This window comes from Pseudomonas sp. NFX98 (assembly GCF_047784845.1).
In the GTDB taxonomy this organism is placed as follows: Bacteria; Pseudomonadota; Gammaproteobacteria; order Pseudomonadales; family Pseudomonadaceae; genus Aquipseudomonas.
In genome coordinates this window covers 189,106-212,290 of record NZ_JBLNNF010000012.1, presented here as the reverse complement: position 1 = coordinate 212,290, position 23,185 = coordinate 189,106, and the positions used below count along the sequence as shown (strand labels likewise).

Genomic DNA, 23,185 nt, shown 5'->3' with positions numbered 1-23,185 from the left:
TTCTATTCCTCACAGGCCTGCGTGGGCGGCGATGGCGGCGGCGATGGCCAGGGCCAGCTCTTCGGGTTTGCGCTTGATCGAGTAGTTGGTCAGTTCAGGATGGCTTTCAACGAAGCTGGTGTTGAACTGGCCGCTACGGAATTCCGGGTTGCGCAGGATTTCCTGGTAGTACGCGGCGGTGGTCTTGACCCCTTGCAGACGCATGTCGTCTAGGGCACGCAAGCCACGGTCCATCGCTTCTTCCCAGGTCAACGCCCACACCACCAGTTTCAGGCACATGGAATCGTAGAACGGCGGAATGGTGTAACCGGTGTAGATCGCCGTGTCGGTACGTACGCCGGGGCCGCCGGGTGCGTAATAACGGGTGATCTTGCCGAAGCTCGGCAGGAAGTTGTTTTTCGGGTCTTCGGCGTTGATCCGGAATTGCAGGGCGAAACCACGGTGGTGGATGTCTTCCTGTTTCACCGAAAGCGGCAGACCGGAAGCAATGCGAATCTGCTCACGGACAATGTCGATGCCGGTGATTTCTTCGGTGATGGTATGTTCCACCTGCACCCGGGTGTTCATCTCCATGAAGTACACCTCGCCCTCGGCGAGCAGGAACTCCACGGTACCGGCGTTCTCGTAACCCACGGCCTTGGCCGCACGCACCGACAGGTCGCCAATGTAGGCGCGCTGTTCAGGGGTCAGCTGTGGGCTCGGGGCAATCTCGATCAGCTTCTGGTTACGACGCTGGATCGAGCAGTCACGCTCGAACAGGTGCACCACGTTGCCAAAGCTGTCACCGAGGATCTGCGCTTCGATGTGTTTCGGATTGACGATGCACTTTTCCAGGAACACTTCCGCGGAACCGAAAGCCTTGGTGGCTTCGGAGATCACACGCGGAAAAGCTTGTTCAAGTTCTTCTCGGCTGTCACAGCGACGGATACCCCGGCCGCCACCACCGGAGGTGGCCTTGAGCATGACCGGATAACCGATGCGGTCGCCTTCGATCAAGGCTTCGGCGATGTCCGCTACGTTGCCTTCGGTTCCCGGGGTGACTGGCACACCCGCCTTGATCATGCTGCGACGGGCTTCAGTCTTGTCGCCCATACGGCGAATCACTTCAGCCGATGGGCCGATGAACTTGATGCCGCGCTCGGCGCAGATGTCCGCCAGTTCAGCGTTTTCCGACAGGAAGCCGTAGCCGGGATGCAATGCATCACAACCAGTTTCCACCGCCAGATTCACCAGTTTTCGCGCGTTCAGGTAACCCGCCAGCGGCTCGGCACCAATGCTGTGGGCCTCGTCCGCACGCTTCACATGCAAGGCATGACGGTCGGCGTCGGAATAGATCGCGACCGAGCGAATGCCCATCTCGGCGCAGGCACGCACGATTCGTACGGCAATCTCACCACGGTTGGCGATCAGGATCTTTGTTATCACTTGGAGTTTCCCTTGAGCCGGTGGTACCCACGACCTGCTAGACCAGGTCGACGCGTGACCAAATGTTTCATTTTGGTCGCAGGTCCACACTAGCGCCCGCAAGGGATTAACAAAAATGAATAATTATTGGGTCATGCATAAGTAAAGACTTATAGTTGACGTATCAGCCTACGGCAAGAGCGTCTAAAAAATGCGTAAGTCATTGATGCGTATGACATTGCGTCAATTGCAAATCTTCAATGAAGTCTGTGATTTGAGGTCCTACAGCCGCGCAGCCGACGAAATGTCGCTCACACAACCGGCCGTCAGCCTACAGATTCGTCAATTGGAAGAGCTGATTGGTCAGCCTCTGTTCGATTATGTCGGCAAAAAACTCTACATGACAGAAGCAGCCGAAGCTTTGCAACGCGCCAGCCGGGACATTTTCGGGCGCCTGGAAAACCTCGATATGCAGCTGTCGGACATGCAGGGCTCGTTGCAGGGCCAGTTGAAACTTGCGGTGGAATCCAGCGCCAAATATTTCGTGCCTCACCTGTTTGCCGCGTTCAAGCGCCAGCATCCTGAGGTCAATCTGCAACTGACGGTGGTCAACCGAGGCCAGGTGATTCGGCGTCTCTCCGACAACCGGGATGACCTGGTGATCATGTCCATGGTGCCGCAAGACATGGGGTTGGAGTTCTTGCCATTCCTCAATAACCCGATCGTCGCAGTGGCTCCACCGGATCATCCGCTGTGCCATATGGGACCGCTGCGCTTGCAGGATCTTGAGCCGTACACCCTGCTGTTACGCGAACCCGGCTCCGGGACGCGCATGGCATGCGAAGAGTACTTCAAAGAGAAGCGCGTGCACTTCAACCAGACCCAGGAAGTCTCGTCAGCCGAAGCCCAGCGTGAATGCGTGTTGGCAGGTCTGGGCGTAGCGCTGTTGACGCGCCACGCCCTGAACCTTGAACTGGCGACCGGCGGGTTGATCGAGTTGCCGGTCGAAGAACTGCCGCTATACCGCAGTTGGTGCCTGGTGCAAGCCAAGGCTAAACGCTTGTCACCAGTGGCCCACGCATTCCTTGCGTTCGTGCGTAGCGAGCGGGTGCAGATCAGCGGCCTGGTTGAGCGCTTCGACGGGAAGCTGTCGGTGCGGCCTGCCAGTAATTGAGTTCGAGCTCTTCAGAAAAATCGCCAATCTCGGCCAGAAGCTGACGGCGCTCGCAGCGATCTTCGATAGCGCGGCGAAACTCCATGCGGCGCTGATCTTCTTGCTGACGACGGGTTTTGACAGCGCTGTTGCGTTCTTCGTAAGGCAGGGCCATTTCGAGTCTCCCAAGACGATTACGGGAGTTTCACGATAGGCGCGAGGGATGACGGTTTGGCGGCCGAAGAGTTACAGAGAGATGAAAATTCAAAAATCAAAAGATCGCAGCCTTCGGCAGCTCCTACAGGGAATGTGCATACCTGTAGGAGCTGCCGAAGGCTGCGATCTTTTGATCTTAGTCGTCCAGCGCTTTCACCGACTTCGGCGACAACCGCAAGCTGCGCAGGCTGCGTTTGACGCTCTTGAGGTGGTTGACCAGGCTCGGTCCACGCGCCATGGCCACGCCCATCGCCAACACGTCGATCACCACCAGGTGAGCGATCCGCGAGGTCAGCGGCGTGTAGATTTCGGTGTCTTCATGCACATCGATCGCCAGGTTGACGGTCGACAGCTCGGCCAATGGCGTCTGGCTCGGGCACAGAGTGATCAACGAAGCACCACTCTCACGCACCAGGTTGGCGGTAATCAGCAGATCCTTGGAACGCCCGGACTGTGAAATGCAGATCGCCACATCGGTCGGCTTCAGGGTCACCGCCGACATCGCCTGCATATGCGGATCGGAATACGCCGCCGCGGTCAGCAGCAAGCGGAAAAATTTGTGCTGCGCATCCGCCGCTACCGCACCCGAGGCGCCGAAGCCATAGAACTCGACGCGTTGGGCCTGGGACATCAGCGTCACCGCCCGCTGCAACTCCACCGGATCGAGTTTCTCGCGAACCTCCATCAACGTGTGCAGGGTGGTGTCGAAGATTTTCAGGCTGTAGTCGGCGACCGAATCATCTTCGTGGATCGCGAACTGTCCAAAACTCGCGCCCGCCGCCAGGCTCTGGGCCAGCTTGAGCTTCAGGTCCTGGAACCCGGAGCAACCGATGGCACGGCAAAAACGCACGATGGTCGGCTCGCTGATACCGACGCTATGGGCCAGGTCGGCCATGGAACTGTGCATCACGGCCGCGGGGTCAAGCAGCACGTGATCGGCGACCTTGAGCTCCGACTTGCGTAACAGGTGGCGAGACTGGGCGATGTGTTGCAGCAGATTCAAGGGGCTGGACTCTTTGTTATTGGCAGGTGCCGGGGATGTAGCACGCTTGTAGTTATACTACATGAATCGGCATTTTGCCTGCTCAATGCGTTACCGAATCCCTCGATTTCAGGTGCCCGCGCCTCATGTAGCACGCATGACAGGGACCTAATCGCATGCTCAGAACCTGTCTTAATAGATAAATATCAAATTGGCAGTTCTAATAAAGTTCAAAGATAGTTATGCCTGCAACCCACAACACAACATACAGACTTACAAATACAACCAATAAAAATCACCCACTCATAAGTTGGTCTGGATATATTGATTGCGCAGGAAGCAAAAAATAAATTAAAGGAGTTACACATTATGAGCATTAAAACAAAAGGCTGGACCGCGCAAATCGATCGCATGCCCGGCGCTGCGTCTTTCCGTACCTTTGGCACCGTAACCGTTGCCCATACCGGCATTACGCCTATGCTGGAAAAAACTGCAATCCAGGATAAATCCTTCGATCTGCGCCTGGAACTCAAATTGGTAAAATCCAACGAGGTTTCCTTGCAGGTAGAAACCGACAAGTTTGTAGAATATAAAGTAATGGGCGATTCCAATGTCACTGGCGTCAGCATTTTCTACGAAGGAAAGTTACTGCACCATATCGACAAAGTTCTAATTACCAACTAATAACCCATCAGCTTCCTGGCTTCCCGTCGGCACCTAACGTGTCCGGCGGGAAGTCGAGCCGTTCACACGGCACATTGCTCTCGCAGCAGACTCGCCAAACCATCCGCCTCAATGGGTCGACTGATCAGATACCCTTGCACCTCATCGCAGCGTTCGGATTTCAAAAACTCAAGCTGCTCGCGCCGCTCGACACCCTCCGCAACCACCTTCAACGACAGGCCGTGCGCCATGGCGATGATCGCCCGAGTGATTGCCGCATCCTCGCTGCCCTCCCCCAAACCGCGAATGAACGCCTGATCAATCTTCACATAATCCACCGGAATCCGCTTGAGATAGCTCAGGGATGAATAGCCAGTGCCGAAATCATCAATCGCCAGTTTCACGCCCAGATCTCGTAGCTGCTGGAAGGTCGCGATGATGTGTTCGACGCTGTCCAGCAATTGGCTTTCGGTAAGTTCCAGCTCCAGAAAGCGCGGCTCCAGCCCGGTTTCTTCCAGCACTTGACGCACCAGACTGACCAGTTTTCCCTGGCGCAACTGATGCACCGACAGATTGACCGACACCCGGATCGCTTCAAGCCCCTGGCGCTGCCACTCACAGGCTTGCCAGCAGGCCTGGCGCAGCACGAACTCGCCGATCGGGCCAATCAACCCGGTTTCCTCGGCCAGACCGATGAAATCCCCCGGTGGCACGCGGCCCATGGTCGGATGATCCCAACGCACCAGCGCCTCGGCGGCATTCAATTTGCCCGTGGCGAGGCACAGTTTCGGTTGGTAGAACACCTTCAACTGCTTCTCTTCAACCGCTTTACGTAGCTGGTTTTCCAGCTGCAACCGCTCCAGTGTGCTGGCTTGCAGGCTGTCGGTGTAGAACTGGAAGTTGTTGCCGCCCAAATGCTTGGCGTGTTGCATGGCCATGTTCGACTGACTGACCAATGCAGAAATTTCTCGGGCACTGTCCGGCAACAAACTGATGCCCATCGACGCACTGACCACCAGTTCATGGCCCTCGACCGTCACCGGTATGCGCAACTTGTTCGATAACCGTGTCGCCACCCGCGCGAGACTCGAAAGGTTGCCGTAGGAGTTGAACAACACGGCAAACTCGTCACCGGACAGGCGCGCGATCGTGTCTGCCTCCGGCAAGGCATTGACCAGTCGCCGTGCCATTTTCTGCAATAACTGGTCGGCGACTTCATGACCCAGGCTGTCATTGAGTTGTTTGAACCGGTCGAGATTGATGTGCAGCAACGCCAGGCTGCGATAACCGCCCTGTCGCACCCGTTGATGCGCCTCACTGAGCCGTTCACGGAACATCGAGCGGTTGGCCAGACCGGTGAGCTCGTCGTAATGGGTCAGGTAGCGCATGCGCTCTTCGGATTCTCGCCGAGCGGAGAGATCCGCGAAGAAGCCCACAATATGACTCACCTTTCCCCGGGGATCGCGGACCGTATTCAGCTGCAGCCATTGGGGATACATCTCGCCGTTCTTGCGGGTTTCCACTAATTCACCCTGCCAACTGCCGTGCTGCTCCAGCGCTTGATGAATCGCCGTGTAATGCCGGCGTGCGTCGCGGCTACACGGCAACTCGATCACGTTTCGACCCAGAATTTCCTCGATGTCATAACCCGTCACGCGACTGAAGGCCTGATTCACCGCGATCAGCGCGTAATTGGGGTCAAAAATCACGATGCCTTCGCTGGCGGCCTCGAACACCGTCGCCGCCAATTGCTGTTGTTCTTCAAGCGCCTTGCTCGCGCTGATGTCGCGGCGAGTGCCGACCATGCGGATCACCCGGCCGTTTTCAGCACGCTCGACGGCCCGCCCACGGTCCTCGATCCAGACCCAGTGGCCGTCGCCATGCCGCACGCGATACTCGATCTGGTAATCCTCGGTGCGCCCTTTCAAATGCTCGACCAGCGCCCTTTTCAGCGCGGGAAGGTCCTCGGGGTGCAGGCGAGGCTTGAGGTGGCGCAGGATTGCCGTCACCTGTTCCGGCTCCAAACCAAACAGCTCCTGAATCTGCGTGTGATGCACTTCGTCGGTTTGCAGGTTCCAGTCCCACAGCCCAAGTTCACTGGCCTTCAATGCCAGCGCCAGGCGCGCCTCGCTCTTGCTCAGCGCCTGGTTGGCGGCGTCCAGCTCCAGGTTGCGCTGGGCGACGCGGCTTTCCAGATCGACCTGGATTTCGCGCAACTCGTCTTCAGCACGCCTGCGCTGTTCGATTTCCTTGGCCAGCTTCTGATTAAGCTGGTCACCGCAATTTTGCGCTTGTTGCAGATGCTCGATCAGCGCCTGATTCTGGAAGCGTCGCAACAGGCCGCGATCGATAAGGCGATTGACCTGCCAGGCGACCACACTCAATGCGCCCAGCAAAATCAGGCCAAACCAGCCCCAACCGTGCTGTTGTTCGTCACCACCCCAGAACATGAAGGCGATGGCTGGCAACAGGCAGGGCAAAGTGAAAGACAGGAAGGCCGGCAAACTGACCGCGTAGGCCACGCTGGCCGAGAGCGCCGCCGCGCCGATCAGGCCGAACACCCAGGCTTGCTGAATGAAGTTATCGGCGGGGACCAGCGCGATGCCGGCACCGGCCAGGGTCAAGCCGGTGAGGCCGGAACCCAGCAAAAACATCCGTCGCCAGATGGGGTGGGCCTGCCGATTGGGAATCGCCGAATCGAAGGCCGCCACCTGAATCACCCGCAGCGCCACCAATGACAACAACCACACCAGCCAGACGCTGACCAGGAAGTAGCGCTGCGGACTCCAGAGCAACCCGGCGCAGACCAGACCATTGATCAACATGAACAGTGTGGGCAGCAAGGAGCCCTGATAGAGCAGACGCGTGCGTTCGACCGCCATTTCCATGGCGTACTGTTTTCGGATAACCCGGGGCTCCACGGTGGGGCCCGACAGGTCGGAGCTGAAGGTCATAGGCAATGTTCTTGTTCTTATAATGACGAGCATGGGGCCCGAAACGTCGACGGAGCATACACAAGCCAGTGCCCGGACCAAACTGCCCCCGGTCAAAAAACAGACAAAAGTATTAGCCCGCCGATCCGCTGCAAATTCCGCCGGACGAGTGCAGTCAACGCTTACAGCCAATGACTGACCGGTCGTCCTGCGCGCCTCTTTCATCGGCTAATGCAAAGCGGGGTTTGCCCGGTGTGACGTCGCCCCCTAGAATGCCCCGATGCGCGATGATCTCTCCCTTCTGCTGAACTCCCTCAACGATGCCCAACGGCAGGCCGTAGCGGCCCCCGTGGGTCGTCAGTTGGTCCTGGCCGGTGCTGGTTCCGGCAAAACCCGAGTGCTGGTGCACCGTATCGCCTGGTTGATCCAGGTCGAAAACGCGTCGCCCCACTCCATTCTGTCGGTGACCTTCACCAACAAGGCCGCTGCCGAGATGCGCCATCGCATCGAGCAGCTGATGGGTATCAACCCGGCCGGCATGTGGGTCGGCACCTTCCACGGCCTGGCGCACCGCTTGCTGCGGGCGCACTGGCAGGAAGCAGGCTTGAGCCAGACCTTCCAGATTCTCGACAGCGACGACCAGCAGCGGCTGGTCAAGCGGGTGATCCGCGAACTCGGCCTGGATGAGCAACGCTGGCCGGCCCGTCAGGCCCAATGGTTCATCAACGGGCAGAAAGACGAAGGTCTGCGCCCGCAACACATTCAAGCCAGCGGCGACCTGTTCCTGGCGACCATGCGCGGCATCTATGAAGCCTATGAGGCGGCGTGTCTGCGTGCCGGAGTTATCGACTTCTCCGAATTGCTGCTGCGTGCACTCGACCTGTGGCGCGATCATCCGGGCCTGTTGGCGCACTATCAAAAGCGCTTCCGGCACATTCTGGTGGACGAGTTCCAGGACACCAACGCCGTGCAGTACGCCTGGTTGCGCCTGTTGGCCAAGGGTGGCGACAGCCTGATGGTGGTGGGCGATGACGACCAGTCGATCTACGGCTGGCGCGGCGCGAAAATCGAAAACATCTATCAGTACTCCGAAGACTTCCCGGACGCCGAAACCATTCGTCTGGAGCAAAACTACCGCTCCACCGCCGGCATCCTGAAGGCCGCCAACGCCTTGATCGCCAACAACACCGGGCGTCTGGGCAAAGAACTGTGGACCGATGGCGGCGATGGCGAAGCCATCAATCTGTACGCTGCGTTCAACGAACACGATGAAGCCAGGTATGTTGTCGAAACCATCGAAAGCGCGCTGAAAACCGGCCTGTCTCGCAGCGATATCGCGATTCTGTATCGTTCCAACGCCCAATCGCGCGTTTTGGAAGAAGCCTTGTTGCGTGAGCGCATTCCGTACCGCATTTATGGCGGTCAGCGCTTCTTCGAACGGGCTGAAATCAAGAACGCCATGGCCTACATGCGGTTGCTGGAAGGCCGTGGCAACGATGCCGCGCTGGAACGGGTGATTAACGTCCCGGCCCGTGGCATTGGCGAAAAAACCGTCGAAGCGATCCGCGACCATGCGCGCCACAGCGATGTGTCGATGTGGGAAGCGATGCGCCAACTGGTGGCCAATAAAGGCCTGACCGGTCGCGCAGCCAGCGCGCTCGGCGCATTCATCGAGTTGATCGAAAACCTCGCCGCCAAGTGCATGGAGATGCCGCTGCACCTGATGACCCAGACGGTCATCGAGCAGTCAGGTTTGATCGCCTACCACGAAGCGGAAAAAGGCGAGAAAGGCCAGGCCCGGGTAGAAAACCTTGAGGAACTGGTCAGCGCTGCGCGCAACTTCGAAAACAGTGAAGAAGACGAAGACCTGACGCCACTGGCAGCATTCCTCGGCCACGCATCGCTGGAGGCCGGCGATACGCAGGCCGACGAGCACGAAGACAGCATTCAACTGATGACGTTGCACAGCGCCAAAGGCCTGGAATTCCCTTACGTGTTCCTGGTGGGCATGGAAGAAGGCCTGTTCCCGCACAAGATGAGCCTGGAAGAGCCCGGCCGCCTTGAGGAAGAGCGCCGTCTGGCCTATGTCGGCATCACCCGCGCCATGCAGAACCTGGTGATGACCTATGCCGAAACCCGACGCCTGTACGGCAGCGAGACCTACAACAAGGTGTCGCGCTTCGTACGCGAAGTGCCGAAAGGCCTGATCCAGGAAGTGCGGCTTTCCAACAGCGTCAGCCGTCCGTTTGCTGGAAACCAGTCGATGAGCGGTGGCAGCCTGTTCAGCGGCAGCGAGATTCCGCAGACCGGTTTCAGCCTCGGCCAGACAGTACGGCATTCGGTGTTTGGCGACGGCGTGATCCTGAACTTCGAAGGCGCTGGCGCACAGGCGCGGGTCCAGGTGAACTTCGGCGAAGGCAGCAAGTGGTTGATGCTGGGCTACGCCAAGCTGGAAGCGATCTAGCTCATCTGTAGGAGCGAGCTTGCTCGCGATAGCGGTAGTTCAGTCGATAAAATTTTTGGCTGTGAGTCCTCATCGCGCGCAGGCTTGCCCCCACAGGGTTCAACGCCAAACCTTTCCTACAGAACTTATCCACTCATCCTACAGACCAAAGTTAACAGGCCTTATTGCGCTGACTGAAGCTGAACCCGACCTGTCAGGCAAAAGCCCGAAACACTCTGCCGCTAGCCAGTAACACTTCAGCTGTGCAACATGGCGCGCGTGCCTTCCACAAATGGGAATTCCCTTTATGAAACGTTTTCTTAGCATCGCCATGGCGTTGTGCATCGGCCTGACGATGAGTCTCGACGTCAATGCCGCCAAGCGCTTCGGTGGCGGCAAAAGCGCAGGTGCTGCGCCGACTCACCAAACCAGCCAGATGGCTCCTTCTTCTCCAGGCATGGGCGGCGCTGCGGCGACCGCTGGTGCTGCCGGTGCCGCTGGCGCTGCAGCCAAGGCTGGCGGTGCTTCGCGCTGGCTCGGCCCTCTGGCCGGTATCGCGGCCGGTGGCTTGCTGGCGTCCATGTTCATGGGCGACGGCTTCCAGGGCATGCAGATCTTCGACATCCTGATCATGGCGGTCATCGCGTTCCTGGTCTTCCGTTTCATCGCCGCTCGTCGTCGCAAGCAGCAGGAGCAATTCGCTCCGGCCGGCCACGCGCCGATGCAGCGTGAAGCGTTCGAGCAGAAGCCAGCCATGGGTTCGATCTTCGGTGGTTCGGCCGCACCCGTTGCCGCCCGTCCGGTGATCAACGCTCCGGCCTGGTTCAACGAACAGAGCTTCATAGAAGCCGCGCGCAGCCACTTCCAGTCGCTGCAACAGCACTGGGACGCGAACGAAATGGACAAGATCTCCGAGTTCGTGACCCCGCAGATGCTCGAGTTCCTCAAGCGCGAACGTGCTGACCTGGGTGACGCCTTCCAGTCCACCTACATTGATAACCTCAATGTGCAACTGGACGGTGTGGATGATCGCGCCGACAAGACCATCGCCACCCTGACCTTCAGTGGCGTGTCGAAATCCTCGCGTTTCGACCAGGGCGAAGTGTTCAGCGAAAGCTGGAACATGGAACGTGCACAGGGTGAAAACCAGCCTTGGCTGGTCGCAGGTATCCGCCAGAACGGCTGATTACCCTCCGCGCTTCACTTGCTGTAATAAAAACCCCAGCCTCGGCTGGGGTTTTCTATTTCGCGGTTGCATCTATAGCAAGCTACTGTATAAACCGCCCCATATAAACCGCGCCATACAAGCAAGAGGATCCCGGACGTGGAAGAAATCATCGAACAACTGCGTGAAGCCAACGAACCGGTACCGGTCCCCTTGGAGTTGCCCGACGAAGATCTGCTGGTGGAAATCGAAGAACAACTGTTCATCGATATTCCGTTTGTCTTCAGAGAGTTTTTGCTGACCGTCAGTGACGTTGTCTACGGCAGCCTGGAGCCGGTGACCGTCACCGACCCGCAATCCCACACCTACCTGCCGGATGTTGCTGCCAACGCCTGGGACGCCGGTGTCGATCGTAGCCTGATCCCGATCTGCCAGGACGGTGATGACTACTACCTGGTCGAAGAGGATGGCACCGTAGTGCTTTGGCAGGCGGAAGAAGAGCTGATCGCCGAAGAAACCTGGGAGTCGGTATGGCACTGGGCGCGGGACGTCTGGCTGGAAAGCTGAGTCAGCCGACGCCCCACTGGATCAGTGCCCTGGCGAATCCTTGTGATTGTCCAGGGTATCCAACAACGCCACCTGCATGCGCGTGTGGACGCGGATAAACCAGCGCCACAGCACCGCCGCCACGGCGGCTGCGACCACAGCGATCAGCACCAGCAACTTGTTGGTCGGCAGAATACTGGCCGACAAGGCTGCCAAAAGCAGGAAAATCACCAGCAGCGAGAGAATCGGGATCACTTCGGAGATCACCCGGCGCACTCGCTCTGTGTGGCGGCCCGCCATTTCAGGCTTCACGCCCATTTCCGCGAGCAACATCGACAACGCCTTGAGCTTGCGATAAGCGGCAATCAGGAATGGTAGCGACAGCAGCAACGCACCGCCCCAGATCAATGCCTTCTGCCAGCTCGGATCGCTGACCCAGTCTTGCAGGTAGGTGGAGATTCGTTCGGCGAAGTAAGCACCCGCGAAGAAGATCGCGATCACCAGCGCCAGATTGACCCCGACCTGAAGCAGGATCCGTCGAATCATCGACGCCAGCAGCGCGCCCTGGCCCTGCGGCTGAATACTGCGCAGCCATTCGCCATACATCCCCAACACCCGGCCCAGGCGCTGCGGCATCACTGCAGCCAATTTGATCGACAGCGGATCTGCCGCTCGAATCAGATAAGGCGTCAGCAGCGTGGTGATCACCGAAACCGCCACAGCAACCGGATAAAGAAAGTTGCTGGTAACCTGCAAGGTCATGCCCAGCGAAGCGATGATGAAAGAAAATTCCCCAATCTGTGAAAGCCCCATCCCGACGCGTAGTGAGGTGCGTCCGTCGTTGCCGGCGATAAAGGCGCCGAGACCGCAGGACAACATTTTGCCGAGTACCACCGCCACCGTGATCACCGCGATTGGCCAGGCGTATTGCAGCAGGATCATCGGGTCGAGCATCAGACCGATGGCGACGAAGAAAATCGCACTGAACAGGTCGCGAACCGGTTCGATCAGGCGTTCGATCTTCAGCAACTGCCGGGATTCGGCCATGATCGCGCCAATCAGGAACGCGCCCAGGACCATGCTGTATTCAAGCTTGACCACCAGCAGGCAGAAGCCGAAACACAGGCCCAGCACGGTGATCAGCAGCATTTCATTGCTTTCGAATTTGGCCACGTAAGCCAGCAATCGCGGCACCAGCAAAATGCCGATCACCAATGCGACGATCATGAACAACGAGAGCTTGCCGACCGTCGAGAACACTTCGCCGGAGCTGACCGTGCCGCTGACCGCGATGCTCGACAGCAAGGCGATGATGCCGATACCGAGGATGTCTTCGACGATCAGCACACCGAAAATCAGCTGTGCAAAACGCTGATTCTTCATCTTCAGGTCGTTGAGCGCCTTGACGATGATGGTGGTCGAGGAGATCGCCAGGATCGCGCCGAGGAACAGTGAATCCATGGTGTTCCAGTCGAACCAGCGGCCGATTTCGTAGCCGATCCAGATCATCAGCACGATTTCCAGGAACGCTGCAATAAACGCCGTGGCGCCGACCTTGAACAACTTGCGCAGGCTGAATTCCAGGCCCAGGCAGAACATCAGGAAAATCACCCCGAGTTCCGCCAGGGTCTTGATGGTCTCTTCGTCGTGGATCAGCCCGAACGGTGGGGTGTGCGGGCCAATGATGAAGCCCGCGACAATGTAGCCCAGGACCACCGGTTGTTTGAGGCGATGAAAAACCACGGTCACCACGCCCGCGATCAACATGATCACTGCCAGATCCTGAATAAAACTGATGGCATGCATGGCGTGGGGCTCCTTGGGTGACATGGCTCAACCAGCAGACGCAGGAAACGTCCGATTGAACGGGATACAAATCTGCTTTTCGCGTAGGAATTTGCCCTTTGGAGTGGGCTTTTGCAGGGTAACACCGCGACTTCCAGCAGAAAGGCGGTGCAATATATGGAAACAGATCGATCCGGCGTGACGGCGGCTTCCCGCCCGGCGTCCCGATAACTGTTGGTTTGAAAAAACCACGCAGGCACCCGCAGAGGTGCGCCCCTCAAACCTTGCCTTGATCCGTGAGAACGCTATGGAACCCGGAAACGCCCAGCTGTCGATGACGGTACTGATGACCCCCGACATGGCCAACTTCTCTGGCAATGTTCACGGCGGAACCCTGCTCAAGTATCTCGACGAAGTCGCCTACGCCTGCGCCAGCCGTTATGCCGGGCGTTACGTGGTGACCCTGTCGGTGGACCAGGTGATTTTCCGTGAGCCGATCCATGTCGGCGAACTGGTGACCTTCCTCGCTTCGGTCAACTACACCGGCAACACCTCGATGGAGGTGGGCATCAAGGTGGTGACCGAAAACATTCGTGAGCGCTCGGTGCGCCACACCAACAGCTGCTTCTTCACCATGGTTGCGGTGGATGACCAGCGCAAACCCGCCCCGGTGCCGCCGCTGCAACCGGAAAACAGCGAAGACAAGCGCCGATACATTCAGGCCCAGCAACGCCGCCAGATTCGTCAGGAACTGGAAAAGCGCTATCAGGAAATCAAGGGCGACGCCTAAAGCAAAAGATCGCAGCCTGCGGCAGCTCCTACAGAGAAATGCGAATTCCTGTAGGAGCTGCCGCAGGCTGCGATCTTTTTGTTCTGATCCGCTTACAAGCTAATCGAAGTCGCTTCGAACCGCACCCGCGGATGGGCAATCCGGTCCTGCGCCCGCACCAGTTCCAGCTCGTAGCTCGCGCAGGCCTGCGTTTCCAGCAACACTTCATGCACCGCCGATGCGGCGAATTCGAACGCGGCCACCAGGCTGTCGCCCAACAACACCCGCGCCAGGAACAACCCGGACGTCAGGTCGCCAACGCCCACCGGCTGACGCGGAAACGCCAGCAGCGGACGTTGCAGATGCCAACTGCCTTCGGCAGTCACCAGCAACATCTCGAACACGTCCGAAGTTTTGCCCGGATAGTCCAGATGCTTGACCAGCACCGCTTTCGGCCCGCGCGCCAGCAGCGCTCGTGCCATGGCCAGACAATCGAACAACGACTGCGGCTTGCGCCCCGAGAAGCTGTCGAGCTCCAGTTGGTTCGGGCACATGAAATCGGCCATGGCGGCGGCTTCTTCCAGCAGGAAATCGCTGACTTCCGCCGGCACGCTGCAACCCTTTTCCGGATGGCCCATCACCGGGTCGCACAAATACAGCGCTTTGGGATTCATCGACTTGATCCGCGCCACACCCGTAAGGATGGCCCGACCCTGTGCCGCGCTGCCGAGGTAACCCGACAGCACCGCGTCGCAATTGCCGAGCTCGCCAATGGCTGCGATGCCTTCGACCAGAACAGGGATCTGGTGCGGCGCCAGCACTTCACCGGTCCACTGCCCGTACTGCGTGTGGTTGGAGAACTGCACGGTGTTGAGCGGCCAGACATTCACCCCGACCCGCTGCATCGGGAAAACCGCGGCACTGTTGCCTGCGTGACCAAACACCACGTGGGACTGGATAGCGAGCAGATGGGGCGTACGTTTCATGCGGTGAGTTTCCGTAAAACGATTGAAATTCGAGCGGCGCAGTATGCGACTAAACGCAGCCTGTACGACAGACCGGCGACGCAGTTAAGCTGACACTATCTTGTTGGAGCGCCCTGTTGATGTTGACCCTTGGAAATATTTTCGTGTTGATGCTGCTCGCTACCGCCGGGGCCTGGCTGTGGCATAACCACGGCTTGCGCGAACGCGCGCTGGAGCGGGTCAAGCAGCATTGCAGCAACGTCGGCATCGAGCTGCTGGATGGAAACGTGGCGCTGAAAAAAATCGCGTTCCTCAAGGATGCCCGCGGTCGGCGGCGCCTGGCCCGAGTGTATAACTTCGAATTCACCGTGACCGGCGAAAGTCGGCATAACGGCACCATCACCCAATTCGGTGCCCACAGCGCGCAGATTGAATTGGCGCCTTATCCGATGCCGTTTGACGAAACGCCGCCCGTCGTCGATGTGGTCAAGCCGAGCGCCGAGGTGATCGAGCTGAGCCATTGGCGGCAGGAACACAACAAATGGCGGCCGTGATATTCAGATCGACCGGCAGTCGGCCAGGCCTCTTTGCAACAATTCCACATCCTGCGGCTCACTGAAAATCAACTCGACTCGCGAGTCCTGCCGCCATTCGCTGGGCTGCCACGTCAACACCGAGTTATCCAACGCATTGGCCGAAACCCAGCCACCGCTACTATGGATAACCAGCTTCGCCCGCCGCCACACAAGGCCTTCCAGCCACCGGCCGACAAATGCCGCATCGAAGGTCTGGCTCGGATGCCAGCGCCATCCGATACTCCAACCGCCCTCCTGCGCCTGACTTAAACAAATCGGCAGCGTCGGGTCGCTCCAGATCGCCGGAAGCTGCGCCAGGCTCTTGGGCATCACAAAGTTATCCACACCCGCCACCGCCCGCGCCTCAAAACCGGGCAACTCGCTCAATGGCAACACGGCTTCTTGTGTCCAATACAAAGGACGTACCGGCAACGATTCAGCAATCCGCTGGCGATCACCGTCCTCAAGACCTTCAGATTTGTTCATCAGCAACAGACCCGCGCTGTTCAGCGCCTCCTGTTGCGCCGCAGGCAGCGGCTTGCCCGCGATGAGCGCCTGCGCATCCAGTACCAGCACGCTGGGTTGCACATTCAGGACGCCTTGCCACGGCGCCTCGCTTAACTGCTGCAAGAGCTGCACCGGATGCCCCAGCCCCGAAGGCTCGATGAACAATCGATCCGGCCGTGCCTTGCGCAGCAAACGACCGAGCCCAATCTGAAACGGCGCACCATTGACGCAACACAAACAGCCCCCGGCGACTTCGCCCAGTGCGATACCATCGGCGTCACGGGTCAGCAACGCGGCATCGAGGCCGATCTGGCCGAACTCGTTGATCAATACCGCCCAGCGCTCACCCGCGGGACGCTGCGCCAGCAGGTGCCTAATCAGGCTGGTCTTGCCGGCCCCCAATGGCCCGGCGATGACGTGGGTGGGTATGTTCTGCAACATGATCGAAGGTGTCTTGGGAGGTTAGGATGCGGTGGATGGGATTTTCGTTGCTACTGATTCTGCCCTGCGGCGAAGCGCTGGCCCAGGCCTGCGTCGTCCACAGCCAGGCGGAACGGCTTGACGTGAAAGTCTGCCAACAGAACCGCAACATCCCGGAAAAACTCTTCGCCGACGGTTTCTGCCAGCCGAAACTGGCCGGGCAGAAGGTCGAGGTGCAGTACGTCGACCAATGCCCAAGCGGGGCGTTCGGTGTGTGCAGCAACGCCCAAGTCGCCAATATGCCTTACCGGCAGGATATTCACTATTACGGCGTAGCCACGGATGCAGCGTATCTGAAGCCGTTTTGCGAAGCCCAGAGCCAGGGAACCTGGCTCAAGCCTTGAGGCGTCACGCGGCGTCTTCGTACCAAGGGCCGAATGGGTCAGGCAGCAATCGCCAGCCCTCGACACCCAGTGCCATTTCTTCATCTGTCAGCAGACAATCATCGAGTTCGGCAGTGAGCTGCGCGAAGTCGATGTTCTGGCCGATGAACACCAGTTCCTGTCGGCAATCACCGGTGTCAGCGGTCCAGTTCTCCATGATCGCGGCGGTGCTCTCCTCATCCTGCGGCCACTGATTCTTCGGCACGAAACGCCACCAGCGTCCGGCGAAACCATGGCGCATCAAACCACCGGCCTGTGACCAGCTCCCGGCATCCATGTGCTTGCTCGCCAACCAGAAAAACCCTTTGGAGCGCAGCAGTTTTCCGTTCACCCATGGCCGGTCGAGGAAGCTGAAGAAGCGCTGTGGATGGAACGGTCGGCGCGCACGGTAAGCGCTGGAGGCGATACCGTACTCTTCGGTTTCCGGTACATGTGCACCGCGTAGTTCTCGCAACCAGCCCGGCGCCTGAGCGGCTTTTTCGAAGTCGAAATAACCGGTGTTGAGGATTTTCTCCAGCGGCACTTCACCCATGACCATCGGGATGATTTCCGCCTGGGCGTTGAGCCGTTCAAGTATCGCGATCAGCTCCTGACGCTCGCGGCTGCTGATCAGGTCGATCTTGCTGATCAGGATGACGTCGGCGAACTCGACCTGCTCGATCAACAGGTCAGTAATCGAGCGCTCGTCGTCTTCACCCAGTGTTTCGCCACGGGAAGCGAGGCTCTCGGCGGCCTGGTAGTCGAGCAGGAAATTCATGCCATCGACCACGGTCACCATGGTGTCGAGACGGGCGATGTCGGTGAGGCTCTGGCCGTTTTCGTCGCGAAACGTAAACGTCTCCGCCACTGGCAGCGGTTCGGCAATACCGGTTGATTCGATCAGCAGATAATCAAAACGACCTTCCCGGGCGAGCTTGCTCACTTCCTCCAGCAAGTCTTCGCGCAAGGTGCAGCAGATGCAGCCGTTACTCATTTCCACGAGTTTTTCTTCGGCGCGATTGAGGCTGACATCACGCTGGACTTCACTGCCGTCGATGTTGATTTCACTCATGTCGTTGACGATGACAGCGACCCGCAAATTATCTCTATTACGTAGTACGTAATTGAGAAGTGTACTTTTTCCGGCACCAAGAAAGCCCGACAGGACGGTAACGGGTAGACGATTGGGCATCAGATGTTCCTCACAAGGTACCCGGTCAAATCGTCGGGCTTGTTTTTTATGTTATAGTATAACAACACAATCAAGCCACTCCCTCTTGCCCACAACGTTAAAGCGCACGATGCTGGAGACCTTCCCGTTGGTGAGAAACGCTATGCGCAATGCCCTGAAACTGGCGCTGTTGAGCATTGCACTGCTGGGTACGGCCGATGCCTGGCCGCAAATTCCAGCGCTGGCCAACTGCACCCGCAGCGCCAACTTACTGGCCTGCGTGGATGGCGAGGGCAACGCCTACAGCGTCAACACTGTCGGGAGTACGATTTACTTGCGGGGCTTCGAAGCGGCCGGAAAACGCTACTGGGCGCAGACCAACAGCCGCTATGGCCAGCTGACGTTTTTCACCGGCATCGCTTCCGACGGTGAAGCCTGGGTCGGCTATAACCGGCGCGTTGGCTGGACCACGATCAACCGGTTTTCCAGTTCCGGTGGCAGCAGCGCCAAGTTCACTTGCAGCCGAATTGCCGGTTGTTAGGCGCGGAACATTTCAGTTTCTGCGGCTATGTGAGAAATGAAAATCTGTTCATGAAAAAGGCATCGTCAATTTTGTTGTTATAACATAACATACAAAATCAACTCACCGATGGACCTGCTCATGAATGCGCTGACTCTGCCGGATATCGCCGCGCAGGCTTCACGCCAAGCCCTGCCACTGGAGTGGGTGGGCATGTGTGGCATTTCTCTTCCTGTTTTGCTCGATGGCCAAAGACTGCCCGCGACGGCCGATGCCGGCGTGAGCCTCGACGACGGCGAGGCACGCGGCATTCATATGTCGCGGCTCTACCTGGCGTTGGAAATGCTGGAGCAGGAAACCCTTTCGCCCGCTCTGCTTCGACGGGTGCTACAGAGCTTCCTGAACAGTCATGAAGGACTTTCAAGCAACGCTTATCTGAACATTCACACCGATTTATTGCTGAAAAGACCAGCCCTGATCAGTCCGCTGGCTGGCTGGAAGACCTATCCCGTAAGCATCGAAGCACATCTGAAAAACGCTATGTTCCACGTGGAACTAAAAATCGACGTGCCTTATTCCTCAACGTGCCCTTGCTCAGCGGCGCTTTCCCGGCAACTGATTCAGCAGCAATTCGTCGATGATTTTGCCAATCGCGCTTTGCATCACGCTGAGGTATTGGCCTGGCTCGGCTCCCCTAAGGGCATCGTCGCCACGCCGCACAGTCAACGCAGCTCCGCGCAATTACGTCTGCATCTGGATGACTATCTGGACGAGTTACCGCTGATCGCACTGATCAACGATGCCGAAGTAGCCCTCGGCACCGCCGTACAAACCGCCGTGAAGCGCGCCGACGAACAAGCCTTCGCCCTCGCCAACGGACAGAACCTGATGTTCTGTGAAGACGCTGCCCGACGCTTGAACCTGGCCCTGAAGCGTTCACCCGGTATCAACGGATTTCACATACGAGTGGTCCACGCTGAAAGCCTTCACGCCCACGACGCGGTCGCCGAGAGTCGATGGAACCGGGAGGTCGCATGATTCGTTGTCAGAGTTTGCGTTGGGGCGCTCCGGGTCAGCCACTGACACCGCCCCTCGATATCGAGCTACCGAAGGGAAGTATGACCGCCGTGATCGGCGCCAACGGCAGTGGGAAAAGCAGCCTGTTGAAAGTCATCGCCGGCCTGCAAAAGCCACTCGCGGGAAAAATTCTGGTGGACGCGCCACGCAAGGGCGGACTGTCGTTCATGCCACAGCAGCAGCATTTGGACCGCCAATTCCCTATCAGCCTTCAAGAGTTGGTCGCCGCTGGTTTCTGGGGCAGCAAACAATCGCCGGAACAGCGTCGCCAACGCCTCGAATCGGTCCTCGACGATTGGTGCCTGAGTGGCCGGGAACAACGCCCGTTGATGGCCCTCTCCGGCGGCGAATTGCAACGCGCCCTGCTCGCTCGTTTGAGTCTCGCTGAAGCACCTCTGCTACTACTCGACGAACCCCATGCCGCGCTCGATGAACTTGGTCAGGTACTGCTGTGGAAACACCTCCACGCTTGGCATGCAGAAGGCAAAACCCTGATTGTCGTGTGCCACGATCTGGCCGCCGTTCGCCATCACATTCCGAACACACTGCTCATCAAAAGCAGTGGCTGCGTCTTTGGAGCGAGCAGCGATCTGATCCAGCAGCAGCCGCAAGCGCAGGTGGCCTGATGCTTGCCGCCGCTCAACTTTGGCAACCGTTCCACGAGTTCGTGTTCATGCGTCGGGCGCTGCTCGGCGGTCTGGTACTGGCCTGCAGTACAGCACCGCTGGGCGTGTTTCTGATCCTGCGACGGATGAGCCTGATCGGCGATGCGGTGGCGCACGGCATTTTGCCCGGCGCGGCATTGGGGTTCTGGTTTGCCGGTTTGAGCCTTCCCGCCCTCACCCTTGGCGGCCTTGGTGCCGGCCTGAGCATGGCCGGACTCGCAGCCTGGATCACCCGTCGCACCGGCCTGCGAGAGGACGCCAGCCTCGCGGCGATCTACCCGATTTCCCTGGCCAGCGGTGTGCTGATTCTCGGCATCGCCGGCAAACGTCTGGACTTGTTGCACCTGCTGTTCGGCTCGGCATTGGCAGTCGATGGCCCGACCCTCACGGGCATGCTTTGGGTCTGCGGAGTGAGCCTGATCGCCATGCTGCTGATCTACCGCCCCCTGTTGCTCGACACCCTCGACCCACTCTTTCTGCGAACCGTGAGCCGCCTCGGTCCCCTGGCCCATGGCGTCTTCCTGACGCTGGTGGTGCTGAACCTGGTGATCGGTTTCCAGGCCATCGGCGCTTTGATGGTGGTCGGGCTGATGATGCTGCCCGCCGCCGCGTCACGCTTCTGGAGCCGACGCTTGCCGGTATTGATAGCCATTGCCGCGCTGCTCGGCAGTCTCTCGGTGTGGCTCGGTTTGTTGCTGTCGTTCCATTACTCGCTGCCCAGCGGCCCGGCCATCGTGCTGGTCGCTGGCGGTTGGTATCTGCTGTCCGTGGTGTTCGGGCCGGTGCACGGTTTGCTGCGTCGGCCACCTTTGCTCACATCCCAATGAGGTTTTTGCCGATGCGCGCTTTACTCGTGCTGTTCAGTTTGATGCTGTCGATGTCGCTGTCTGCCGCTGAAAAACTTCAGGTGGTCACCAGTTTCAGTATCCTCGCCGACATGACGCATCAGGTCGGTGGTGATCACATCCAGATTACCAACATGGTCGGCCCCGACGCCGACGCCCACACATACGAGCCGACACCGGACGACGCCCAAGCTCTGTTGAAGGCAAAACTGATCATCAAGAACGGCCTGGGATTCGAACCATGGCTTGATCGCCTGGTAACCAGTACCGAAACCAAAGCGCCAGTGATCAGCGCAAGCCACGGCGTCATTCCGCGCGATCTGGATGAAGACGGCGAAACCGTTCCCGATCCGCACGCCTGGCACAATCTGGCGAACTCCGAGTTGTACGTCAGCAACATCACCAAGGCATTGATCGCTGCCGATCCGGCCAACAAGGACGACTACCAGCGCAACAGTCAGGCTTACCTGAAACAGATCCATGCCCTGCTCGCGGAAGCCAAGGCCAAACTCGGTTCGTTGCCACCGGGCAACCGCAAGATCGTAACCTCCCATGATGCCTTCGGTTACCTCGGTCAGGCCTATGGCATCGACTTCATGGCGCCGCAGGGGCTGTCCACCGAACGCGAACCTTCGGCTAGCGAAGTCGCTGCGCTGATTACTCAGATCCGTCAGGCCAAGGTCAAAGCGGTGTTCATGGAAAACATCAAGGACGCGCGTCTGCTCAAGCAGATCGCCGACGAAAGCGGCGCCCGGATTGGCGGCACCCTGTACTCGGATGCGCTCGCGGCGAGTGGTCCGGCGAGTACCTTTACCGGGTTGTTCGAATACAACCTCAATACCCTGTACAACGCGTTGAGCAAGCCATGATCCGTAAATTGTCGACCTGGTGCGCGGCTACAAAGCCCTGCACAACGAGTTTTAAACGGGCACGACAAATGTCTACATGACAGCGGCCCGGGTTTGGTTCTAAGGTTTATCCGCTAGTGCGTGTGATCGAAGCATTCGAGAACAACAATCATGATCCAGATCACCCTGCCCGATGGTTCATTGCGAGAATACGATCAACCGCTGTCCGTACATGAAGTTGCCGCGAGTATTGGCCCCGGGCTGGCCAACGCTGCGGTAGCGGGTCGGGTGGACGGCGTGTTGGTGGACTGTGAATTCATGATCCGGGCCGATGCCCGGGTCAGCATCGTGACGCCACAAGAGCCCGACGGGTTGGAGATCCTGAGACGCTCCTGTTCGCTGATGCTGGCGATGGCGGTCAAGCAACTGCACGCCCACGCGCAATTGCGCACGGGCTCGGTACTGGGTGACGGGTTCTATTGCGAGTTTGATGTCGAGCGCCCGTTGTCGTCGACTGACCTGCCGCTGATCGAAGCACGCATGCAATCACTGGCGGCGACCAATCATTCGATCCGCCGACGCCAGACGCCCTCTGCGTCGACGCATTCCGAGACCCTGTCGTTGTATCGCCTTGGCGACACCGAATATTTGACGACGGGACCGCATGTGCCCACCACCAAGGTGTTGCAGGCATTTGCCCTCGATCACATCAACGGCACTCTGCAACAACGCATCTATGGCACGTGCTGGTCCAGCCACCAGGAACTGCAACAGTGGCGCCTGCCGCCCCACGTGATGGTCGTCAGCATGGATGACCGGCAGACAACCTACGCCCATGCGGTCACCGAGCGTCTGCGCCGCAGCGGTGTGCGCGCCCTCGCAGATCTGCGCAACGAAAAGGTCCGCTACAAGATTCGCCATCACAGTCAGACGGTGCCGTACCTGGTGGTGGTCGGCGAGAAGGAAAAGGCTGGCGAATTTGTCAGTGTGCGCAGTCGCAGCGGGGAGGATTTCGGCAGGATGAAGGTTGATGCGGTGTGTGAGTGGTTGAGCTCAATAGGCGCGCTCCCACGGGGTTGATCTGACCCGTGGGAGCGCAGCTTGCCTGCGA

General features: G+C 58.7%; 22 protein-coding genes. 14 read left to right on the top strand and 8 right to left on the bottom strand.

The genetic code is table 11. The features are described from left to right. Nucleotides 1-9: 9 nt before the first annotated feature. Nucleotides 10-1,425, bottom strand: coding sequence for an acetyl-CoA carboxylase biotin carboxylase subunit (locus tag ACM110_RS17965; RefSeq protein WP_338583919.1), 1,416 nt, complete (start codon nucleotides 1,423-1,425; stop codon nucleotides 10-12). 190 nt (nucleotides 1,426-1,615) lie between these two features. On the opposite strand from ACM110_RS17965, the gene ACM110_RS17960 reads away from it, so the two are divergent. Next, a complete protein-coding gene (locus tag ACM110_RS17960) occupies nucleotides 1,616-2,578 on the top strand; it encodes a LysR family transcriptional regulator (RefSeq protein ID WP_338583920.1) in 963 nt (320 codons plus the stop codon). Here ACM110_RS17960 and ACM110_RS17955 read toward each other — a convergent pair. Then, a complete protein-coding gene (locus ACM110_RS17955; RefSeq protein WP_416128817.1) occupies nucleotides 2,520-2,732 on the bottom strand; it encodes a PA3496 family putative envelope integrity protein in 213 nt (70 codons plus the stop codon). The two genes, ACM110_RS17960 and ACM110_RS17955, sit on opposite strands and share 59 nt — an antisense overlap. 177 nt (nucleotides 2,733-2,909) lie before the next feature. Then, on the bottom strand, nucleotides 2,910-3,776 hold the full coding sequence (gene hexR / locus ACM110_RS17950; RefSeq protein ID WP_007927594.1) for a transcriptional regulator HexR: 867 nt from the start codon (nucleotides 3,774-3,776) through the stop codon (nucleotides 2,910-2,912). A gap of 348 nt (nucleotides 3,777-4,124) precedes the next feature. On the opposite strand from hexR, the gene ACM110_RS17945 reads away from it, so the two are divergent. Beyond that, complete coding sequence (locus tag ACM110_RS17945; protein WP_416128816.1) at nucleotides 4,125-4,439, top strand: hypothetical protein; 315 nt, start codon at nucleotides 4,125-4,127, stop codon at nucleotides 4,437-4,439. A 62-nt stretch (nucleotides 4,440-4,501) separates the two neighbouring features. Here the strand turns inward: ACM110_RS17945 and ACM110_RS17940 are convergent, their stop codons facing one another. Next, nucleotides 4,502-7,372: an EAL domain-containing protein gene (locus ACM110_RS17940; protein WP_416128815.1), complete on the bottom strand. Its 2,871-nt coding sequence runs from the start codon at nucleotides 7,370-7,372 to the stop codon at nucleotides 4,502-4,504. A 259-nt stretch (nucleotides 7,373-7,631) separates the two neighbouring features. Here ACM110_RS17940 and uvrD point away from each other — a divergent pair, with 259 nt between their 5' ends. The 3 genes from uvrD to ACM110_RS17925 all read left to right on the top strand — a co-directional run bounded on the left by uvrD (nucleotide 7,632) and on the right by ACM110_RS17925 (nucleotide 11,526). After that, nucleotides 7,632-9,815: a DNA helicase II gene (uvrD, locus tag ACM110_RS17935; RefSeq protein WP_416128814.1), complete on the top strand. Its 2,184-nt coding sequence runs from the start codon at nucleotides 7,632-7,634 to the stop codon at nucleotides 9,813-9,815. 286 nt (nucleotides 9,816-10,101) lie between these two features. Further along, on the top strand, nucleotides 10,102-10,980 hold the full coding sequence (locus tag ACM110_RS17930; RefSeq protein ID WP_338583925.1) for a Tim44 domain-containing protein: 879 nt from the start codon (nucleotides 10,102-10,104) through the stop codon (nucleotides 10,978-10,980). Between the two features lie 138 nt (nucleotides 10,981-11,118). After that, nucleotides 11,119-11,526 (top strand): SMI1/KNR4 family protein, encoded by a 408-nt coding sequence (locus ACM110_RS17925; protein WP_416128813.1) that lies wholly within the window; start codon nucleotides 11,119-11,121, stop codon nucleotides 11,524-11,526. 21 nt (nucleotides 11,527-11,547) lie between these two features. On the opposite strand, the gene ACM110_RS17920 is transcribed toward ACM110_RS17925, so the two are convergent. Next, complete coding sequence (locus ACM110_RS17920; RefSeq protein ID WP_416128812.1) at nucleotides 11,548-13,311, bottom strand: cation:proton antiporter; 1,764 nt, start codon at nucleotides 13,309-13,311, stop codon at nucleotides 11,548-11,550. 286 nt (nucleotides 13,312-13,597) lie between these two features. On the opposite strand from ACM110_RS17920, the gene ACM110_RS17915 reads away from it, so the two are divergent. Beyond that, complete coding sequence (locus ACM110_RS17915; protein ID WP_095194575.1) at nucleotides 13,598-14,080, top strand: acyl-CoA thioesterase; 483 nt, start codon at nucleotides 13,598-13,600, stop codon at nucleotides 14,078-14,080. A gap of 92 nt (nucleotides 14,081-14,172) precedes the next feature. On the opposite strand, the gene pdxY is transcribed toward ACM110_RS17915, so the two are convergent. Next, nucleotides 14,173-15,045 carry a pyridoxal kinase PdxY gene (gene pdxY / locus ACM110_RS17910; RefSeq protein ID WP_416128811.1) on the bottom strand — a complete coding sequence of 291 codons (873 nt, stop codon included), beginning with the start codon at nucleotides 15,043-15,045 and terminating at the stop codon, nucleotides 14,173-14,175. 119 nt (nucleotides 15,046-15,164) lie between these two features. Here pdxY and ACM110_RS17905 point away from each other — a divergent pair, with 119 nt between their 5' ends. Further along, entirely contained in the window at nucleotides 15,165-15,578 is a 414-nt protein-coding gene (locus ACM110_RS17905) for a DUF3301 domain-containing protein (protein WP_416128810.1), read from the top strand. A 3-nt stretch (nucleotides 15,579-15,581) separates the two neighbouring features. On the opposite strand, the gene ACM110_RS17900 is transcribed toward ACM110_RS17905, so the two are convergent. Next, nucleotides 15,582-16,547, bottom strand: a complete 966-nt coding sequence (locus tag ACM110_RS17900; protein WP_416128809.1) for a CobW family GTP-binding protein — start codon at nucleotides 16,545-16,547, stop codon at nucleotides 15,582-15,584. A 26-nt stretch (nucleotides 16,548-16,573) separates the two neighbouring features. Here ACM110_RS17900 and ACM110_RS17895 point away from each other — a divergent pair, with 26 nt between their 5' ends. Further along, nucleotides 16,574-16,930: an NADH:ubiquinone oxidoreductase gene (locus tag ACM110_RS17895; protein WP_416128808.1), complete on the top strand. Its 357-nt coding sequence runs from the start codon at nucleotides 16,574-16,576 to the stop codon at nucleotides 16,928-16,930. 4 nt (nucleotides 16,931-16,934) lie between these two features. Here the strand turns inward: ACM110_RS17895 and zigA are convergent, their stop codons facing one another. After that, nucleotides 16,935-18,140 (bottom strand): zinc metallochaperone GTPase ZigA, encoded by a 1,206-nt coding sequence (gene zigA / locus ACM110_RS17890; RefSeq protein WP_416128807.1) that lies wholly within the window; start codon nucleotides 18,138-18,140, stop codon nucleotides 16,935-16,937. 142 nt (nucleotides 18,141-18,282) lie between these two features. Between zigA and ACM110_RS17885 the strand changes: the two genes are divergently transcribed. From ACM110_RS17885 to ACM110_RS17860, 6 genes are all read left to right on the top strand, one after another. Continuing rightward, nucleotides 18,283-18,660, top strand: a complete 378-nt coding sequence (locus tag ACM110_RS17885; RefSeq protein ID WP_416128806.1) for a glutamine synthetase — start codon at nucleotides 18,283-18,285, stop codon at nucleotides 18,658-18,660. Between the two features lie 120 nt (nucleotides 18,661-18,780). After that, on the top strand, nucleotides 18,781-19,677 hold the full coding sequence (gene folE2, locus ACM110_RS17880) for a GTP cyclohydrolase FolE2 (RefSeq protein WP_416128824.1): 897 nt from the start codon (nucleotides 18,781-18,783) through the stop codon (nucleotides 19,675-19,677). Further along, a complete protein-coding gene (locus ACM110_RS17875; protein ID WP_416128805.1) occupies nucleotides 19,674-20,342 on the top strand; it encodes a metal ABC transporter ATP-binding protein in 669 nt (222 codons plus the stop codon). The genes folE2 and ACM110_RS17875 overlap by 4 nt, the downstream gene beginning before the upstream one ends. After that, entirely contained in the window at nucleotides 20,342-21,208 is an 867-nt protein-coding gene (locus ACM110_RS17870) for a metal ABC transporter permease (protein ID WP_416128804.1), read from the top strand. The genes ACM110_RS17875 and ACM110_RS17870 overlap by 1 nt, the downstream gene beginning before the upstream one ends. Before the next feature lie 11 nt (nucleotides 21,209-21,219). Next, nucleotides 21,220-22,095 carry a metal ABC transporter substrate-binding protein gene (locus tag ACM110_RS17865; protein ID WP_416128803.1) on the top strand — a complete coding sequence of 292 codons (876 nt, stop codon included), beginning with the start codon at nucleotides 21,220-21,222 and terminating at the stop codon, nucleotides 22,093-22,095. A gap of 150 nt (nucleotides 22,096-22,245) precedes the next feature. Beyond that, nucleotides 22,246-23,154, top strand: a complete 909-nt coding sequence (locus ACM110_RS17860) for a His/Gly/Thr/Pro-type tRNA ligase C-terminal domain-containing protein (RefSeq protein ID WP_416128802.1) — start codon at nucleotides 22,246-22,248, stop codon at nucleotides 23,152-23,154. Nucleotides 23,155-23,185: the final 31 nt, after the last annotated feature.